We start from the raw sequence: 17,364 nt of genomic DNA on the forward strand, positions 1-17,364 counted from the left end.
TAAGCCGGGTGACTTTGATTTCTCTGGCTTGGAGCCATTTCAAACAAACGTTTGTATTGGACGCTGAGAGTGGTGTAGATATAATGCGCCACCAAAGAGAAAGGTGGTTAATCGATTGTCCTCTCCCGGCGTTGCGCAGGGATTCATGGATGCGACACCCAACCTCCATATTAGAAAAAAAACTGTTGAGCCTTGAGTAGGAGATAACCTGTGGAACGCGAATACATGGAATTCGACGTGGTCATCGTCGGTGCCGGCCCCGCTGGTCTTTCCGCTGCCTGCCGATTGAAGCAGAAGGCCGCCGAAGCCGGTAAGGAAATCAGCGTCTGCGTGGTCGAAAAAGGCTCCGAAGTCGGTGCTCACATCTTGTCCGGTGCGGTGTTCGAACCCCGCGCCCTGAACGAATTGTTCCCGGACTGGAAAGAACTCGGCGCGCCACTGAACACGCCGGTCACTCGCGATGACATTTTCGTGCTGAAAAACGCCGAAAGCGGGCAAAAAATTCCAGACTTCTTTGTGCCCAAGACCATGCACAACGAAGGCAACTACATCATCTCCCTGGGCAACCTGTGCCGCTGGCTGGCCCAGCAGGCCGAGAACCTGGGCGTGGAGATCTACCCGGGCTTCGCCGCTCAGGAAGCACTGTTCGACGAAAACGGTGTGGTTCGCGGGATCATCACCGGGGATCTGGGCGTTGACCGCGAAGGCAACCCGAAAGAAGGCCTGTACACCCCAGGCATGGAACTGCGTGGCAAGTACACGCTGTTCGCCGAAGGTTGCCGCGGCCACATCGGCAAACAGCTGATCAAGCGCTTCAACCTCGACAATGATTCCGACGTGCAGCACTACGGCATCGGCCTGAAGGAAATCTGGGAAGTCGATCCGGCCAAGCATCAGCCAGGCCTGGTGGTGCACACCGCCGGTTGGCCAATGGACATCATGGGCACCGAGAACACCGGTGGCTCGTTCCTCTACCACCTGGAAAACAACCAGGTGGTCGTCGGTCTGATCGTCGACCTGTCCTACAGCAACACCTACCTGTCGCCGTTCGACGAGTTCCAACGCCTCAAGCATCACCCGGTGCTCAAGCAGTACCTGGAAGGCGGCAAGCGCATCAGCTACGGCGCCCGCGCCATCTGCAAGGGCGGCCTGAACTCGCTGCCGAAGATGGTCTTCAAGGGCGGCGCGCTGATCGGCTGCGACCTCGGCACCCTGAACTTCGCCAAGATCAAGGGCAGCCACACCGCGATGAAGTCCGGCATGCTTGCCGCTGAATCCGTAGCTGACGCACTGTTCGCCGACAAGGATGGTACTGAAGAGCTGACCACCTACGTGGATGCGTTCAAGAACAGCTGGCTCCACGAAGAACTGTTCGCCAGCCGCAACTTCGGTCCGGCGATCCACAAGTTCGGCGCTATCGTCGGCGGTGGTTTCAACTGGCTGGACCAGAACATCTTCGGCGGCAAACTGCCGTTCACCCTGCATGACACCAAGCCGGATTACGCTTGCCTGAAACTGGCGGCCGACTGCAAGAAGATCGACTACCCGAAACCGGACGGCAAGATCAGCTTCGACAAACTGAGCTCGGTGTTCATCTCCGGGACCAACCACGAAGAAGAGCAGCCGTGCCACCTGAAGCTGGCCGACGCGAGCATCCCGATCAGCAAGAACCTGCCGCTGTACGACGAACCTGCCCAGCGTTACTGCCCGGCCGGCGTGTATGAAGTGGTGACCAAGGAAGATGGCGAGAAGCGCTTCCAGATCAACGCCCAGAACTGTGTTCACTGCAAGACCTGCGACATCAAGGACCCTGCACAGAACATCACCTGGGTGGCACCGGAAGGTGCCGGCGGCCCGACTTACCCGAACATGTAAGCCGAACGCCTGAACATCAAGGCTCCCAATTTGGGGGCCTTTTTGTTGCCCACAATCTTTGCAGCACCACTGCCCCCTGTGGGAGCGAGCCTGCTCGCGAAGGCGGCGTAGCATCCGATATTGATTTCGACTGACACACCGCTTTCGCGAGCAGGCTCGCTCCCACAGGGGATACTCGGTGAGTCAGGTGGCGCGTTCGTCTCCGGGGTTGCGCTCGAAGTAGCGTTTGTACTCCCGACTGAACTGCGACGTGCTCTGATACCCCACCCGATGCGCCACCTGCGCCACGCCCAGCCCCTCTCCCAGCAACAACTGCTGAGCCCTGAGCAAACGCAATCGCTTCAGATACTGCACCGGCGACAACAATGTGCTGCGCTTGAAATGCTCATGAAACGTCGACGCACTCATGTTCGCGCAACTGGCCAGAGTCTCGACGTTCAGCGGCTCGGTGTAATGCGCATGCAGATGACTAAGGGATGCCGCGATCCGCGCGAATTGCCCCTGTTGCTCGACCAGAGCGCGCAACACATCCGCTTGCGGACCGCGCAAAGCGACGAACAACAACTCGCGCAAACGCGCTTGCCCCATGATCTGGCATTCCAGCGGATCGTGCAGGCAGCGCAACAAGCGCTCGACACAACCGCGCATGGCGTCATCGAGCACCGCCGAGGTCATGGACTCCGGTGTTTGTGCCGGAATATGCCGCCCGGGCGCCAAGCCCATCGCCAGCACCAATTCGCCCAGCATTACCCGGTCAATCGCTACCGACACCCCGAGCATCGGCCCGTCTGGTGCGGCAAAGGTTTCACACTCGAAGGGTACTGGCAGCGCCTGAATCAGATAGTGCCCTGCCCCGTATTCAAGGGTGCGCGGTCCAAGGTACGCCAGTTTGCTGCCCTGGGCGATGATCACCAGGCTCGGCTCGTAGATCTGCGGCCCACGGGCCACATCGCAACTGGCGCGCAGAACCTGCACACCCGGCAACGCGGTCGGAACGAATCCGTCGCGAGTGGACAGCGGCTTGATCAGCGAAACCAACGTGGCATTGGCATCAAGATGACGGGTTAACAGCATCGGAGTTCTTCACAAAAAAATCACGGAAAAAGGAATGAAAGCATCATCGCAGGTCTGATCGCCAATGCGCTCGATCAAAGCCGGATGCCGGAGGAATAGGCATGACACCCGGAGGAATTGTCATGGCCGCGACGGGGTCCGGCGCCCAGAATGCGCCGCCTCACCTGTTAACGCTTTTGCGAGGCTCACCATGTACACCGCCATCGGATACGCCGCCCAGTCGGCCACCACTCCCCTCGCCCCCGTGAAATTCGAACGCCGCACCCCAAGGGCCGACGATGTTGCGATCGATATTCTGTTCTGCGGCGTGTGCCACTCCGACATCCACCAGGCCCGCAACGAGTGGGGCATTGCCGTTTATCCGCTGATGCCCGGCCACGAGATCGTAGGCAAAGTGACCGCCGTCGGTGCGAATGTCACCAAGCACAAGGTCGGCGATCTGGTTGGCGTCGGTTGCATGGTCGATTCCTGCCGCAGCTGTGAAGCCTGCCAGTCGAACCTCGAGCAATACTGCCTCGAAGGCCCGACCATGACCTACGCCACCCCGGACCGGGTCGATGGCAGCAACACCATGGGCGGCTATTCCGACAGCATCGTGGTCAGTGAGCACTTCGTCGTGCGCATCCCGGAAAAACTCGACCTGGCCACCGCCGCACCGATCCTGTGTGCCGGTATCACCACCTATTCGCCGCTCAAGCATTACGGCGTCAAGGCTGGCGACAAGGTCGGGATTCTCGGCATGGGTGGTCTTGGCCACATGGGCATCAAGTTCGCCAAAGCGATGGGGGCCGAAGTGACGTTGTTCACCCGTTCGGCGAGCAAGGCTGAAGAAGCCCGCCGCCAGGGCGCGGACCACGTCATCGTGTCCACCGATGTCGAACAGATGAAGGCTGCTGCCGGACATTTCGACTTTCTGCTGGACACCATTCCGGTGCAGCACGACCTCAATCCCTACCTTGATACGCTGCGCTTCGACGGCGTGCACATTCTGGTGGGCTTGATCGAGCCGGTGGATCCGCCGGTGCATGCCGGCAAACTGGTGATGAGCCGTCGCGTGTTGGCCGGCTCGCTGATCGGCGGTATCGCCGAAACCCAGGAAGTGCTGGATTTCTGCGCCGAGCACAACATCAGTTGCGACATCGAGATGCTCGACATCCGCCAGATCAACGAAGCCTATGCGCGCATGATCGCCGGTGACGTGAAGTACCGCTTTGTCATCGACATGGCAACGCTGAAGCTCTAAACCTTGGCGCCGAGTTCTGCCGAAAGCCGGGCCGTGACCCCTTTGATCAGGGGAATCAGCTCGGCCATTTTTTCCAGCGGCATGTACGGCACGGTGCTGGCGATGCTGATGCCGGCAACGATGCGCTTGCTGGCATCACGGATCGGCGCCGCCACACAGCGGATCGACGGTTCGTTGTCTTCCAGATCGAAGGCGTAACCGCCGGCCACGTACTCGATCATGCGCTGTTGGAATTGCTCCCAGGATTGCTCGGGGTGCTGCGGCCAGAACAGATTTTTCCCACCCGTCGGCAGGCTGACTTCGTACAAGCGCTGCCACTCTTGCGGCGAGTCATCGAGCATCAGCGCCTTGCCGATCCCGGTGCGCGCCAACGGCATTCGATGGCCGACCCGCGAGCGCATTTCCGGACCGTTGCGCCCCGGATTCTTGTGCAGGTACAGCACCTCGTCGCCTTCGCGGATGGCCAGGTGAATGGTGTCGCCAGTCAACGCCGACAACTCATCCAGATACGGCCCGGCCAGGGTCACCAGCGGCAATTCTTCGCGCGCCTGAAACCCCAGTTCGATCAGCTTGGGCCCCAACAGATAACCGACCTGCGGCACCACCCGCAGATACCGCTCGTCCACCAGGCAACTGGCCAGGCGATGGGTGGTGCTGCGCGTGGTGCCGATCAAACGGGCGATTTCCTTGAGATCGCGGGCACCACTGGCCACGGCCTGAACCACACCCAGACCGCGAAGCAGGGTCTGGGTGCCGGTCGGTGCGGCGTCCTTGGCGATTTTTGGGGCGTCTTCCTGCATATCCAGCCTTTACCGTTGAGCGAGTGAACGGGCGGCATTATGGTCGCCCGCAGGTCACGACTACAACTTGATACGCTCGACCTTGCCCACCAGCAAGATGTAGGAAAGTGCACCGATCAACGCCAAAACCGAGATATAGGTGATGGCCGGGGCAAAGGAGTCACCGCTGGCAAGGAAGCCGATGACGATCGGCGTGGCGATGGCCGACAGGTTGCCGATGAAGTTGAATACCCCACCGGTCAGCCCAAGCAAGCGCGCCGGAGCCAGAGTCGACACCAGCGACCAGGTGATCGAAGCCAGGCCGTTGCCGAAAAATGCCAGCGCGAGGAAGGCAATCACCAGCGGCGTCGATTCGACGAAATTGGCGCCAATGATCGAAGTGGAAATCAGCAGACCACTGATAATCGGCAACTTGCGCGCGAACCCTACGGTGTAGCCACGACGAATCAGGAAGTCCGAGAAGAACCCGGAACACAGCACGCCGACGAACGCCGCGAGAAACGGCAGCGACGCCAGCAAGCCGGACTTGATGAAGTCCATGCCGCGGTATTTCACCAGATAGGTCGGGAACCACGTCAGGAAAAACCACAGCGTCGAGTTGAGGCAGAACTGGCCGAGGTAGATGCCCCAGAGCTTGCGCTTGGTCAGGACAATCCCCAGGTCGGTCCAGCTGAATTTGGCTTTGACTTTGGCTTGTTCAGCCTGGATATCCACCAGCCCGCCACCTTCGCGGATCAGGTCGATTTCGGCGTCGTTGGCGCCTTTGAAATCCCGTGGCTCGCGATACACCGCGTACCAGATCACCGCCCAGAGAATGCCCACCGCGCCGGTGGCGACGAACACCATGTGCCAGCCGAATTCGTGCTGGAGCCAGGCCAGTACCGGTGTCAGGAATGCCAGGCCGACGAACTGTCCGGAGGTATAGAAACCGATGGCCGTGGCGCGCTCACGCTCCGGGAACCAGGTGGTAACCACGCGGCTGTTGATCGGATAGGCCGGCGCTTCCAAGGCACCGACCGCCATGCGCAACACGAACAGGGCGATGAAACTGCCGGCGAAGCCGAGCATGACCGTGGCAATCGACCACAACAGGAGTGCGGCGGTATAGAGAATGCGCGGCGGCACCCGGTCCACCAACCAGCCGCCGGGAATCTGCATGGCGGCGTAGGTCCAGCCGAAGGCCGAGAAGATCAGGCCGACGTGGATCGGATCGATGCCCAGGTCGCTGGTCAGCGCTGGCGCTGCGATCGACAGGTTGCTGCGGTCCAGGTAGTTGATCACCACGGTGATGAACAGCAGGACCATGATGAAAAAACGCTTGCGGCTGGGCGCCGCCAACGACGCCTGCCCGGTGAGGGTTTGCGGTTGCATGGGGAGTGCCTCTTTTTATGTTTATTGAGGTCGTTCTAAGACTGGCGCTAACCCTGTAGGAGCCGGCTTGCTGGCGATGGCGGCGTGTCAGGCACCATCAATGTTGAATGATGTGCCGCTATCGCCAGCAAGCCGGCTCCTACAGGGGTTTTGCGGTGGGTCAGGGAGAACTCACCACTCGGCAAAACTGCCGTCGGCATGGCGCCAGATCGGGTTGCGCCAGCGGTGGCCGACTGCGGCGCGTTCGATCACGTATTCCTCGTTGATCTCGATACCCAGGCCCGGACCGTTGGGGATCTTCACAAAGCCTTTGTCGTAGTCGAATACCCGTGGGTCTTTCACGTAGTCGAGCAGGTCGTTGCTCTCGTTGTAATGGATGCCCAGGCTCTGTTCCTGGATGAACGCGTTGTAGCAGACCGCGTCCAGTTGCAGGCAGGCGGCCAGCGCGATCGGCCCTAGCGGGCAATGCAGCGCCAGCGCCACGTCGTAGGCTTCGGCCATGTTGGCGATCTTGCGGGTTTCGGTGATGCCACCCGCATGGGAAGCATCCGGCTGGATGATGTCGACGTAGCCTTCGCTGAGCACGCGCTTAAAATCCCAGCGCGAGAACAGCCGCTCGCCCAGGGCAATCGGCGTGCTGGTCAGCGGTGCCAATTCCTTCAGCGCTTCGTAGTTTTCGCTAAGCACCGGTTCTTCGATGAACATCAGTTTGTACGGATCGAGTTCCTTCATCAGCACCTTGGCCATGGGCTTGTGTACCCGGCCATGGAAGTCGACGCCGATACCGACGTTCGGCCCCACCGCATCCCGCACGGCGGCGACGTTGGCCAGGGCAAGGTCGACTTTGTCGAAGGTATCGAGGAACTGCAGCTCTTCGGTGCCATTCATTTTCACCGCGGTGAAACCCCGGCTGACCGCTTCTTTCGCCGCGCGCGCGGTGTCTGCCGGGCGGTCGCCGCCGATCCACGAATACACGCGGATCTTGTCCCGCACCTGACCACCGAGCAGGTCACTGACCGACACACCCAGTGCCTTGCCCTTGATGTCCCACAACGCCTGGTCGATACCGGCCAGGGCGCTCATGTGGATCGCGCCGCCACGGTAGAAGCCACCGCGGTACAGCACGGTCCAGATGTCTTCGATGTTGCGTGGGTCTTTGCCGATCAGGTAGTCGGATAATTCTTCAACGGCTGCAGCGACAGTGTGGGCGCGGCCTTCGACCACGGGCTCGCCCCAGCCGGTCACGCCTTCGTCGGTCTCGACCTTGAGGAAGCACCAGCGTGGCGGAACGATGAAGGTGGTCAGTTTGGTGATTTTCATCTTTGGCTCTCTTATTAGATGCAGCGCGCTCGGCGCCTAAAAAAGTCTTAGCGAAGGGCTTTCCAGGCAGCGACATAGGCCTTGGCATTGGCCGCCACTTGCGCCGGGGTCATGCCCGGTTTGAACAGCCCGGACCCGAGGCCGAAGCCTTTGACGCCGGCGTCGATGAACACCTGCATGTTGTCCGGGGTGATGCCACCGACCGGCGCCAGAATCGTTCCCGCCGGCAGCACCGCGAGCCAGGCTTTGACGACCGCCGGGCCCATCTGCTCGGCCGGGAACATCTTCAACACATCAGCGCCTTCGGCCAGTGCCGCGAAGGCTTCGGTCGGGGTGGCGACACCGGGCGACAGATAAAGGCCGGCCGCTTTCGCCGCGCGCAAAACCTTCGGATCGCTGTGGGGCATGACGATCACCTGGCCGCCCGCTGCCTTTACCTGTTCAACCTGCTCCGGCGTCAGCACCGTGCCCGCGCCGATCAGGCAATCGGCAGGCAAGGTGCTGCGCAGGATGCGGATACTTTCGTACGGCTCAGGGGAATTGAGCGGCACTTCGATGACACGAAATCCGGCTGCATACAGGACTTCGCCGATGGCGGCTGCTTCTTGCGGGCGCAGGCCACGCAGAATCGCGATCAGCCCGTTTTGCGCCAGTGCTTGTTTGAGCATGTCAGGACTCCAGTCAGGTTTAACGATTTGGATTGGACGCGATCAGGCCGGCAGCCAGTGCCAGCTGCCACAACCCGCGTTCGGTGGCCTGCTCGGCCAACGTTACTCGGGCAAAACCGCAGGCATCGAGCGCCCGGCTATAGCGGCTGCACAGTTGGGAATTGCCGATCAGGATGATCGAAGGCAGATGCAGGCTGTTGCGTCGACGCCGCTGCACGCTGGCCAGGGCTGAGAGCTCATGGCCAATCAACAGGCCCGACAGATAATCCGGCTGCGCCGTGGCGCTGAGTTCACCGGTCAGGCCGAGGCTGCGGGCGCTGAACAAGGTCGACAAGGGACCGATTTCGCCGTCCGTCGACAGCGCCACTTGCACGCCGCGATCGAATGCATCGCCATCGAATGACGCTCCGCGCTGCTGGGTGCGCCCCAGAATGCTGTGTTCGCTGAGTACGGCGAAGACTTCGCCGGTCATGAAGGTATCGAAATGCACGATGCAGCCGTCGGCCACTTCCACCCATTTCGAATGGCTGCCCGGCAGGCCGATCAACAGATCGGCGCCCGCCTCGACCGCGAGGTTCTGCAGTACGCCGAGTACCTGGGTTTCCTCGCCGCGCATCACGTTCGGCAGGCGCGAGCGCTGGATCACCCCCGGCACGATGTGCACATCGACACCGCGAAGACTGCGTACGGTTTGCAGGGAAGTGCCTAGATTGGCGACGTTCGCCGGTGTGTCGCGATAGGCTGCTTCGCACCAGCCCTGGGCGCTGCCGACCATGCCGCAGGCGATCACCGGCAAGTGGGGCTGTGCGTCGAGCCAATCTCCACAGGCTTCGTCAAAAGCCAGTTCAAAACCGTCGACGCATTCTTGGCCGTTGATGACTCGCGCAGCCTTGGGCAACTGCATGATCCCCGACGAAAGCGAACGTTGTTCGAGCACCTGGCCGCCCGCGGCAAGATTGTAAGCACGTAATGAGGTTGTCCCCCAGTCGAGCGCGATCAATTGCGCCTGCATCGCTTCACCTGTTCTGTTTTTGGCAGTGAGTGAGCGGACTATAAACCTTGGCGCCGTTAAATCTCAATATATAAATATCAATCCCATATATTGAGACGAGACAAAAAAAGATCGCAGCCTTCGGCAGCTCCTACATCGACCGCGTGTTAACTCGATCCTGTAGGAGCTGCCGAAGGCTGCGATCTTTTGGAGCCGATCAATGACCTTCGGCGAATTCTCTCAACACCTTGCCATCCATGCGGTAGCGCACCCACTCTTCCTGCGGCTGCGCGCCCAGGGATTTGTAGAAGTCGATGGCCGGGGTGTTCCACTCCAGCACGCTCCATTCGAAGCGCCCACAGTCGTTGGCACAGGCGATCTTCGCCAGGTGACGCAACAAGGTTTTTCCCGCACCGCCGCCGCGCTGTTCAGGCGTGATGTACAAGTCTTCGAGGTACAGGCAGTTGCTGCCCAGCCACGTGGAGTAGCTGAAAAAGAACACCGCAAAACCGATGGGCAAGCCATCGCGCAGGCAGACCAGGCCATGGGCCGTCGCCCCTTCACTGAACAGGCTGCGTTCGATGTCGGCGACGCTGGCGATGACTTCATGGCGAGCACGTTCGTAGTCGGCCAGTTCAGTGATGAACGCGAGGATTTGCGGCGCGTCACTGGGGGTCGCCGGGCGGATTTCGATCGTCATGGACGTGCCTTGTCAGAAGTTGAAAACGCCATACTAAGTCGCCGCAGGGCCTGTGGCGAGCAGACCTGTGGCAAGCGAACTTGTGGCGAGGGGATTTATCTGTGGCGAGGGGATTTATCCCCGCTGGACTGCGCAGCAGTCCCTCTAAGGATCGACCGGTTTTATCTGAGAAACCACGGCGCCTGTTATTGGGGTTGCTACGCAACCCAACGGGGATAAATCCCCTCGCCACAGATCCCACCCCACCACAAAGGCATCTTTGCTTTTACTCCGGTCGTCGCTAACCCTGGCATCGCTAAGCTCAGACCTAACATAGACACGTCGCATGATAGATAGATGACCTGCGCATCTATCAGGTCAAGGAACGTGTCATGCCTACCGCAACACCCCCAATCTCCAGCAAGTTGTTCGGTCTGTTTTGCCTGGCCAGTTACCTGCTTTCACTGTCCTACGGATCGACCTTTCTGCTGTCGCTGCTGATCGGCTCGCGCGGGGGCAACGAGCACGATGCGGGCAGTGTAATTTCAGCGGCGATGCTCAGTACCTTTGTCGCGGTCATTGTTTCCGGCCACCTGTCGGACCTGCTCGGCGCCGCCCGTTCGGTGGCGTTGTTCGGCGTCCTGCTGGTGTTAGCCAGCCTGGGCTTCGCGGTGACGCCGGGCTTTGGCAATTTGCTGCTGTTTTTTGGGCTGCTGCTGGGTTTGGGCTGGGGCGTGTTCTACACCCTCGGGCCGATCATCGTTGCGAGTTTGGTAACGCCCACGCAGCGCGCCAAATACTTTGCATTGCTGTCTGGCAGCATGATGACCGGGATTGGCAGTGGACCGTTGCTAGGGCGCGCCGCAAGCGCCCTGGGCTATCCGGTGACGGCGGCTTTCTACCTCGCTGCGCTGGCTAGCCTGATCGGTGTGTTGCTGTTCTGGAGACTGGATCGAAACCTGAAAAAAGCCTCCGTGCAATCGACTGCCGTTTCGCGAATTTCCTTGCATGCGGCAGCGCAGGTGCTGACGTCCAGAGCGCTGTTCCCGATCATCATGGTCGGCCTCGGCGGTTGCGTTTTCGGTGGTCTGTCGAGTTTTCAGACCAGCTACGCCGCAGCTCGTTCTCTTGACTATTCATTGTTCTTCCTCGGTTTCATGAGTGCCGCCATCAGCAGCCGCATGCTGATCGCCGGCATCGTGGTCAAACGCGACCCGTTGCGTGCATCGTGCCTGCTGTCGGGGTTGATGACGTGCTCGATTCTGATGTTCAGCTTCGTAGTCAACGACGGCTTCAGCTACGTGCTTGCAGCAGTGATGCTCGGGGTCGGTTATGGGCTGACTTATTCGGTGATCAACGGCCTGGCCGCCAACGAAGCTCCGGGGGGCACCACTGCGCAATCCTTGCTTCTGTTCAGTTTGTCGTACTTCATCGGCGTGTTTGGCTTTCCACTGCTTGCCGGAAAAATCATCGTCGAGCACGGGATGGCGACGTTGTTGCTCACTGTGTTGGCGGTCGCTTCGCTCAACTGGCTGATTACCGTGGGACGCCTGATCTGGCGCCGGGTCGCCACGACAAAGGCATTGCAACGGGCCTGAACCGTTCGTCGTTCATCTGGCACCAATTCAAAACGGGGGCGGACCAACATCAGGTAAGGACACTAAATCAATGGAGACACCACCATGATCTCGTCCAGGTTAACCGCCCTAGCCCTCGCTGTTTTTCTGTCCCCGCTCGCCATCGCTGCAACCACCGCCTCCGGCACCGGCCCGACCAACCCGGTCGAAAGCCCCAAAGCTCCCGCCATCCAGAGTGCCCCCGGCATGAACAGCAATGGCACGGGCGTCGACAGCAGCTTGCCGCCGTCAACCGGCACCGATCCGCGGATCCAGGGCAACGATACGGGCCGCCAGGGCGGGTTGAACCTGCCCGATACCAAGACACCCGATAACGCCGGCCCCGGCATCGGCTCGACCACCACCGATGGCTCGGGCTCCTTAGGTGGCGGGAGCCAGTAATTAGCCGCTCTACCTACCCATCGCAATGCATCCATTCGCAACGAAGAGGTAACCATGAACGTCGATAAAAACCTGGAAAAAGAAGTCCTGACCCGCCTGCTGCACGCCCACCCAAGTGGCCTGGGCAAGGAGGTGCTGGACAATTACCGGGGGGAGAAAGTCGTGGCCAATACCCTCGCCACACTGCAGGAACGCGGACTGATTCAACATGGTCATGTGGTATGCAACGAAGCGGGCGAGCACTCGTTGAACCTGCCGATCAAACTCAGCGCTGCAGGGGTTGAGGCCGCGCGCAAGCTGGATGTTTGAACCCACCCAGAAGCCAGGGGAAATCCCATGCCTCGTGGAAGCAAAGACAAATACACCGCCGAGCAGAAACGCAAGGCCGAACACATTGAAGACAGTTACGAGCGCAAAGGCGTATCCACGGACGAAGCCGAAGCGCGTGCCTGGGCGACTGTGAACAAACAGTCCGGTGGTGGCGAGCGTGCCGGTGGTTCAGGGCGCAAGAAGCCGGCCCGCGCCAAGGCGGAAGATCGCAAGGAATCGTCGCGACGTGCGGTGTCCAGCCGCGAAGGTCAGTCGCGTAACAGCAAGGCTTCGCGCGACGTGCAGACGGTCGACAGTTTGATGAAAGAGGCCCGGGCGAAGAACATTCCAGGCCGGTCCAGCATGCGTAAGCAGGAGTTGATCGAGGCGTTGCGCAAGGCTGGCTGATCTGTGTTGAGTTTTAGGGCCTCTTCGCGAGCAGGCTCGCTCCCACATTCGACCCTTTTCTTCTTGAAGAAATGCGATCAAATGTGGGAGCGAGCCTGCTCGCGAAAGCGGCGGATCAGGCGCCGAAAGTCTTAAGGATAAACTCATCCACCTCAGCAGCCCCAGGCGATGTCGCCGGCCCCCACCGAGTCACCGCCAAAGCCGCCGCCGCATTGGCTCTTTGCGCTGCATCAAACGCCGACAACCCCTGCGCCAGCCCTGCCACAAACACCCCGGCATGGGCATCGCCAGCGCCATTGCTGTCCACCGCCTGCACCTTGAAACCCGGTACATGTCGACGTTCGCCCTGCTGATGAATCCAGCATCCTTGGGGCCCGTCGCGAACGACCATGAGCACATCGCGCGGCAAATGCTCAACCAGACGGTCCAGCGCCTGGGCGATGTCCGTCGCACCGGTAAACTTCAGCGCCTCGACACTGTTGCTGGTCCACAGATCAATCCGCGCCAGCAACGCCTGCATCAGCGGCGCGTCCGGCGGGTCCACCAACGGCCCAGGATCGAACACCACGTTTATCCCGCTCGGCAATTCCAGCACCCAATCCACCAGCGCCTGTGCCTTCCCCGCCTGCAGCAGGCTGTAGCCGCTGACGTAGACATAATCGCCCGCCTCGGCCGACACACTGGCCAGGTCTTGCGCAGTCAACCCGCCTTCGGCACCGATGTACGAAACGAAACTGCGTTCGGCCGAAGCGTCGGTGATGGCGACGCACAGCCCGGTATCGCGCTCGGCACGATCAGCGATGCCGAGCTGGATGCCTTCTGCATTCATGGCTTCACGCGCCAGGTCACCGAAACGCCCGGTGCCGTGGCGGCCAAGGTAGACCACCGACAAACCATTACGCTGTGCGGCCGCCATCACATTGAAACCGCCACCGGCTTCGAAACTGGCGGACTGCGCCAACACGTCGCCCCCCGCTTGCGGCAATTTATCCACGGCCATGACCAGGTCGATGATGACCTGGCCGGTGTGCAGCATCTTAGGCATGAGCATTCTCGATCAACGCGGCACGACGATCCTTCGCCCCGCCGAGTACAAGGTAAATGCCACCGGCGACCACAAAGGTCACGATCCAGCCGAGACCGTTATGCCCCAGCCACGAGTCGGACAGGAAACCTTTGAACCAGACGTTTTCTGCCGTGGTGCCAATGGTGGTGAAGCTGAAACCGAGCACGATCGCCACCGCCCAGGCACCGAACGCGCGCCACTCGACGCCGCCGCGGTACCAGTAGGCGCTGCTTGGGCTCACGTCCAGCAGATCCTTGGGGCTGTAGTAGTGACGATGAATCAGATCGACCACGAAGATCCCGACCCACGCCGTGATCGGCACCGCCAGCAGGGAAATGAAGGTGATGAACGGGCCGTAGAAACTGTCGGCGATCAGCATGAAATAAATCGAACCGGCGAAGATCGCCACGATGTCCACCACCACGGCGTAGACGCGCTTGACCTTCAGGCCGAGGGTCAGCGTGGTCAGGCCGGCGGAGTACACCGACAGATTGTTCGACAGCAGCAGGCCACCGAAGGCGGTGATCAGGTACGGCACGGCCATCCAGGTCGGCAGCATGTCGCGGATGGCGATGATCGGATCGGTGGCCTGGGCCAGGTCGTTGTTGCCCACCGACAGCAGGCCGCCGAGGGTGATCAACAGCACCAGTGGAATGCCCGCGCCGAACGCCGCCGACGCCACCAGGCGTATGGCCTTGACGCTGCGGTGCTGATAGCGCGACATATCCGCGCCGGCGTTGGCCCAACCGATCCCGGTGCCGGCCGCCATGGTGCCGATGCCGATGATCATCGCGCTCATTGGCGCCGGCGTGGCGTTGAACACCGCACTCCAGTCGATGGTGGCGCAAAGGAAGCCGCCGACCAGGATATTCAGTGCGCCGAATACGTAGGTCGCCCACTTCTGGATCACCAGCAACGTGGCGTGACCGAGGCCGGAAACCGACAAGGTCAGCAAGACGAAAATCGCGATGAACACCAGGGTCAGCAACGGCGCGCTTTTGGCCTCCACCGGCGAACCAAAGAGGATTGAGCACAGCGACAGCAACACGAACGCGGCGGTGGTGGTGTTGACGGTTTCCCAGCCCAGGCGCGACATCAGCGAAACCAGGGTCGGGCCGATATTGCCGCGCACGCCGAAGATGGCGCGTGACAGGGTCAGGCTCGGCGCGCGGCCACGACGACCGGCGATGGAAATGATCCCGACCACCGCGAAGGAACCGGCGGCACCGAGGATCGCGACGATGACCGCCTGCCAGATCGCCAACCCGCGAAAAGCCACGAGGGTCGCACCCAGCGGCAGGCCGAGGATGGAAATGTTAGCAGCGAACCAGACCCAGAACAGTTGCAGCGGATGGCCATTGCACTCGGCCTCCGGCACCGGCTCGATGCCGCGGGTTTCCAGTTGCCCGGCGTTCTGCCCGGCGTTCGATGAACTCATGAAAAATGCTCCTGTTGCCATTTTTGTGGTTGTGGGCAATGAGGGAAGTCGACACAACATCCCGGCCGTCCTGGCCGTGTTGGTGCGTTCCGTTGCGGGTTATCAAATTGAATCGGCGGAGCACCCTTCGCGAGCAGGCTCGCTCCCACAGGGGTATACACCGCACTTGTGGGAGCGAGCCTGCTCGCGAAGGCGTCAGTTCTGTCAGCGCAAAGCCAACAGTCCTTCCACCAAAGGCTCCAGCTCAAGATCATTGACGGCCTTGACCTTCTCGATCATCAAAACCGGCCAACTCTCCAGACCCAGGCAGGCCCCGAGCATCGCACCCAGAATCGCCGCGATGGTGTCGGTGTCGCCACCCAGGCCGGCGGCCATGCACAGTGCGTCGAAGGCACACATTTCGCCGATGGCCACTTGCTGGGCCAGGGCAAACGACACCACCACCGACTCCTGCGAAGCCACCGAGGTGCCGATCACGTCGTACAGCACATCGGCGAGCAACGCCTTGTCACTGTCGACGCTGATGCTGCGTGCCCAACTGATGCGCGAAGCGATTCGTCCGCCGGCCACCCAGTGGCCATGGCCTTCGGCTTGCTGGGCGATTTGCTGGCCGAGGTTCAGCGCCTCGCCCAGGTCCATGCCGTTGATCCCGGCGGAAACGACCGCCGCCACCGCCGCCGCGCTGGAAATGCCCAGCGTGGTGTTGTGGGTGACCTGGCATGCCTGCACCACGGCATCGATGAAACGCTCGGGATTGGCCACATCCGCGGCAATCCCGACCGGCGTGATCCGCATCGCCGCGCCATTGGTGGTGCCGTAGCGTCCGGCTTCTTCGGGTGAATGGCCGGCGAGGATCATCTCGATCGCGCGTTTGGTCGAAGGGCCGAGCAAGTCCTGCGAGCCCTTGGCCTGCATTGCTGCTTCCCATTCGATCAAGCGTTGTGCGAGTACCGATGGTTCGATTTTGCCTTGACCCTCGACCAACAATTGACCGACCAGAATGGCCTGCTCGGTGTCGTCGGTGATCGAGCCCTTGGGCATATTGGCAGCGATCGGCTGATCGGGGCCGGCGTCTTCAAGGTCGGTGATTTCGCCGAAGCGCGCCCGGATCTGGGCGCGGCTCAGGGATTGGGTCGGCATGCCCAGTGCATCGCCCAGGGCCAGGCCGTAGAACGCGCCAAGTGCTCGATTGAGCGCGGTCATTTCGAAGGTCCAAATTGCAGGTGCAGGCGAAAATGCACCGGGTCGAGCAGGCTTTCCACCTGTTCCATTAAGCGGTTTTGCCGGTCATAGGTGGTGCGCAAGGCCTTGAGGAATACCGTGCCGACCGGACGACCCAGCAGTTCGGCATCTTCGGCATTCAACGGCTCTGCGCCGATCCATTGATCGCCGCGCTCGCCAATGTAGCCATAAGCGGCCAACGTAATGGTCAGCGAGTTATCGATCAAGCCAACCCGCGGCAGGCTTTCCAGGCCTCCGGTAGCGGGCATCAATGAGCGTTCGAGGGAGACCAGCGTGCCGTCATTGGAGCGGCGGCGACGGTCGAGGGTGATGAATTGGTCGATGCCGAAACGCGGCAGCAGGTCAGGACGGGTCACCGCCTCCAGCCGCAGCACTTCGGTATTGACCAGCGCGCCGCTGTCGGCCAGGGCCTGGGCCCAGCCGCTGCGCTGATCCAGTGCCACACCGTCGAAGGTGACGATGGAACCGACCCCGCTTTGCGTCGCAATGTAGTTGCGCCGTTTCAACTCGGCCAGCGCTTCACGCAAGGTTCCTCGGCTGACTTTGAATTCTTGAGCCAACTGATGCTCGCCCGGCAGATGAAAACCGTCCTCCATGAGACCGCTTTCGATGCGACGAATGAGTTCGTCGACCACCCGTTGTTTCTTGTCGAATCGTACCTGTCTAATCATGTACAAATTGAACATGAAACACCTTGAAACGAGCAAGGGATATTTAGGGGAAGTGACGGAAGGAATGGTGATTTGGGAATGACCACTGCGTGGTCAATCGCGAGCAGGCTCGCTCCCACAAGAGTTTGCGACGTACACAAAATTTGTACACGACACAATCCACTGTGGGAGCGAGCCTGCTCGCGAAGACG

Annotated in this window: 17 protein-coding genes; 6 read left to right on the plus strand and 11 right to left on the minus strand. The window is 60.8% G+C overall.

The features are described from left to right. Positions 1 to 210 precede the first annotated feature (210 nt). On the plus strand, positions 211 to 1,875 hold the full coding sequence (locus tag ACA054_RS24970) for an electron transfer flavoprotein-ubiquinone oxidoreductase (protein ID WP_497686639.1): 1,665 nt from the start codon (positions 211 to 213) through the stop codon (positions 1,873 to 1,875). 183 nt (positions 1,876 to 2,058) lie between these two features. On the opposite strand, the gene ACA054_RS24975 is transcribed toward ACA054_RS24970, so the two are convergent. After that, positions 2,059 to 2,949, minus strand: coding sequence for an AraC family transcriptional regulator (locus ACA054_RS24975; RefSeq protein ID WP_497686640.1), 891 nt, complete (start codon positions 2,947 to 2,949; stop codon positions 2,059 to 2,061). Between the two features lie 190 nt (positions 2,950 to 3,139). Here ACA054_RS24975 and ACA054_RS24980 point away from each other — a divergent pair, with 190 nt between their 5' ends. Then, complete coding sequence (locus tag ACA054_RS24980) at positions 3,140 to 4,192, plus strand: NAD(P)-dependent alcohol dehydrogenase (RefSeq protein WP_497686641.1); 1,053 nt, start codon at positions 3,140 to 3,142, stop codon at positions 4,190 to 4,192. On the opposite strand, the gene ACA054_RS24985 is transcribed toward ACA054_RS24980, so the two are convergent. From ACA054_RS24985 to ACA054_RS25010, 6 genes are all read right to left on the minus strand, one after another. After that, positions 4,189 to 4,992, minus strand: a complete 804-nt coding sequence (locus tag ACA054_RS24985; RefSeq protein ID WP_497686642.1) for an IclR family transcriptional regulator — start codon at positions 4,990 to 4,992, stop codon at positions 4,189 to 4,191. The two genes, ACA054_RS24980 and ACA054_RS24985, sit on opposite strands and share 4 nt — an antisense overlap. 60 nt (positions 4,993 to 5,052) lie before the next feature. Beyond that, on the minus strand, positions 5,053 to 6,363 hold the full coding sequence (locus ACA054_RS24990) for an MFS transporter (protein WP_497686643.1): 1,311 nt from the start codon (positions 6,361 to 6,363) through the stop codon (positions 5,053 to 5,055). 171 nt (positions 6,364 to 6,534) lie between these two features. After that, positions 6,535 to 7,683, minus strand: a complete 1,149-nt coding sequence (dgoD, locus tag ACA054_RS24995) for a galactonate dehydratase (RefSeq protein ID WP_046815968.1) — start codon at positions 7,681 to 7,683, stop codon at positions 6,535 to 6,537. 47 nt (positions 7,684 to 7,730) lie between these two features. Then, complete coding sequence (locus ACA054_RS25000; RefSeq protein ID WP_497686644.1) at positions 7,731 to 8,351, minus strand: 2-dehydro-3-deoxy-6-phosphogalactonate aldolase; 621 nt, start codon at positions 8,349 to 8,351, stop codon at positions 7,731 to 7,733. 19 nt (positions 8,352 to 8,370) lie between these two features. After that, positions 8,371 to 9,363 carry a 2-dehydro-3-deoxygalactonokinase gene (locus ACA054_RS25005; protein WP_497686645.1) on the minus strand — a complete coding sequence of 331 codons (993 nt, stop codon included), beginning with the start codon at positions 9,361 to 9,363 and terminating at the stop codon, positions 8,371 to 8,373. 196 nt (positions 9,364 to 9,559) lie between these two features. Next, positions 9,560 to 10,042, minus strand: a complete 483-nt coding sequence (locus ACA054_RS25010; protein ID WP_497686646.1) for a GNAT family N-acetyltransferase — start codon at positions 10,040 to 10,042, stop codon at positions 9,560 to 9,562. Positions 10,043 to 10,413: 371 nt separating this feature from the next. On the opposite strand from ACA054_RS25010, the gene ACA054_RS25015 reads away from it, so the two are divergent. The 4 genes from ACA054_RS25015 (at position 10,414) to ACA054_RS25030 (ending at position 12,756) form a co-directional block, all read left to right on the plus strand. After that, on the plus strand, positions 10,414 to 11,619 hold the full coding sequence (locus ACA054_RS25015) for an MFS transporter (protein WP_497686647.1): 1,206 nt from the start codon (positions 10,414 to 10,416) through the stop codon (positions 11,617 to 11,619). Positions 11,620 to 11,703: 84 nt separating this feature from the next. Further along, on the plus strand, positions 11,704 to 12,039 hold the full coding sequence (locus ACA054_RS25020) for a hypothetical protein (RefSeq protein WP_497686648.1): 336 nt from the start codon (positions 11,704 to 11,706) through the stop codon (positions 12,037 to 12,039). 54 nt (positions 12,040 to 12,093) lie between these two features. Further along, positions 12,094 to 12,348, plus strand: a complete 255-nt coding sequence (locus ACA054_RS25025; RefSeq protein ID WP_497686649.1) for a hypothetical protein — start codon at positions 12,094 to 12,096, stop codon at positions 12,346 to 12,348. Positions 12,349 to 12,375: 27 nt separating this feature from the next. Continuing rightward, entirely contained in the window at positions 12,376 to 12,756 is a 381-nt protein-coding gene (locus ACA054_RS25030; RefSeq protein WP_497686650.1) for a Rho termination factor N-terminal domain-containing protein, read from the plus strand. A 115-nt stretch (positions 12,757 to 12,871) separates the two neighbouring features. On the opposite strand, the gene ACA054_RS25035 is transcribed toward ACA054_RS25030, so the two are convergent. The 4 genes from ACA054_RS25035 to ACA054_RS25050 all read right to left on the minus strand — a co-directional run bounded on the left by ACA054_RS25035 (position 12,872) and on the right by ACA054_RS25050 (position 17,173). Further along, a complete protein-coding gene (locus ACA054_RS25035) occupies positions 12,872 to 13,801 on the minus strand; it encodes a PfkB family carbohydrate kinase (RefSeq protein ID WP_497686651.1) in 930 nt (309 codons plus the stop codon). Next, positions 13,794 to 15,260, minus strand: coding sequence for a purine-cytosine permease family protein (locus ACA054_RS25040; protein WP_497686652.1), 1,467 nt, complete (start codon positions 15,258 to 15,260; stop codon positions 13,794 to 13,796). The genes ACA054_RS25035 and ACA054_RS25040 overlap by 8 nt, the downstream gene beginning before the upstream one ends. A gap of 204 nt (positions 15,261 to 15,464) precedes the next feature. Next, positions 15,465 to 16,463 carry an ADP-ribosylglycohydrolase family protein gene (locus ACA054_RS25045; protein ID WP_497686653.1) on the minus strand — a complete coding sequence of 333 codons (999 nt, stop codon included), beginning with the start codon at positions 16,461 to 16,463 and terminating at the stop codon, positions 15,465 to 15,467. Then, positions 16,460 to 17,173 (minus strand): GntR family transcriptional regulator, encoded by a 714-nt coding sequence (locus tag ACA054_RS25050; RefSeq protein ID WP_497690366.1) that lies wholly within the window; start codon positions 17,171 to 17,173, stop codon positions 16,460 to 16,462. Before ACA054_RS25050 ends, ACA054_RS25045 begins: the two co-directional genes overlap by 4 nt. Positions 17,174 to 17,364 lie beyond the last annotated feature (191 nt).

The sequence above is a fragment of the Pseudomonas sp. LBUM1653 genome (assembly GCF_059716115.1).

Excerpts from the sequence above, each read along its gene's own strand:
- ACA054_RS24975 (WP_497686640.1), bottom strand. The coding sequence starts at position 2,949 with ATGCTGTTAACCCGTCATCTTGATGCCAATGCCACGTTGGTTTCGCTG.
- ACA054_RS24980 (WP_497686641.1), top strand. The coding sequence starts at position 3,140 with ATGTACACCGCCATCGGATACGCCGCCCAGTCGGCCACCACTCCCCTC.
- ACA054_RS24985 (WP_497686642.1), bottom strand. The coding sequence starts at position 4,992 with ATGCAGGAAGACGCCCCAAAAATCGCCAAGGACGCCGCACCGACCGGC.
- ACA054_RS24990 (WP_497686643.1), bottom strand. The coding sequence starts at position 6,363 with ATGCAACCGCAAACCCTCACCGGGCAGGCGTCGTTGGCGGCGCCCAGC.
- dgoD (WP_046815968.1), bottom strand. The coding sequence starts at position 7,683 with ATGAAAATCACCAAACTGACCACCTTCATCGTTCCGCCACGCTGGTGC.
- ACA054_RS25000 (WP_497686644.1), bottom strand. The coding sequence starts at position 8,351 with ATGCTCAAACAAGCACTGGCGCAAAACGGGCTGATCGCGATTCTGCGT.
- ACA054_RS25005 (WP_497686645.1), bottom strand. The coding sequence starts at position 9,363 with ATGCAGGCGCAATTGATCGCGCTCGACTGGGGGACAACCTCATTACGT.
- ACA054_RS25010 (WP_497686646.1), bottom strand. The coding sequence starts at position 10,042 with ATGACGATCGAAATCCGCCCGGCGACCCCCAGTGACGCGCCGCAAATC.
- ACA054_RS25015 (WP_497686647.1), top strand. The coding sequence starts at position 10,414 with ATGCCTACCGCAACACCCCCAATCTCCAGCAAGTTGTTCGGTCTGTTT.
- ACA054_RS25020 (WP_497686648.1), top strand. The coding sequence starts at position 11,704 with ATGATCTCGTCCAGGTTAACCGCCCTAGCCCTCGCTGTTTTTCTGTCC.
- ACA054_RS25025 (WP_497686649.1), top strand. The coding sequence starts at position 12,094 with ATGAACGTCGATAAAAACCTGGAAAAAGAAGTCCTGACCCGCCTGCTG.
- ACA054_RS25030 (WP_497686650.1), top strand. The coding sequence starts at position 12,376 with ATGCCTCGTGGAAGCAAAGACAAATACACCGCCGAGCAGAAACGCAAG.
- ACA054_RS25035 (WP_497686651.1), bottom strand. The coding sequence starts at position 13,801 with ATGCCTAAGATGCTGCACACCGGCCAGGTCATCATCGACCTGGTCATG.
- ACA054_RS25040 (WP_497686652.1), bottom strand. The coding sequence starts at position 15,260 with ATGAGTTCATCGAACGCCGGGCAGAACGCCGGGCAACTGGAAACCCGC.
- ACA054_RS25045 (WP_497686653.1), bottom strand. The coding sequence starts at position 16,463 with ATGACCGCGCTCAATCGAGCACTTGGCGCGTTCTACGGCCTGGCCCTG.
- ACA054_RS25050 (WP_497690366.1), bottom strand. The coding sequence starts at position 17,173 with ATGATTAGACAGGTACGATTCGACAAGAAACAACGGGTGGTCGACGAA.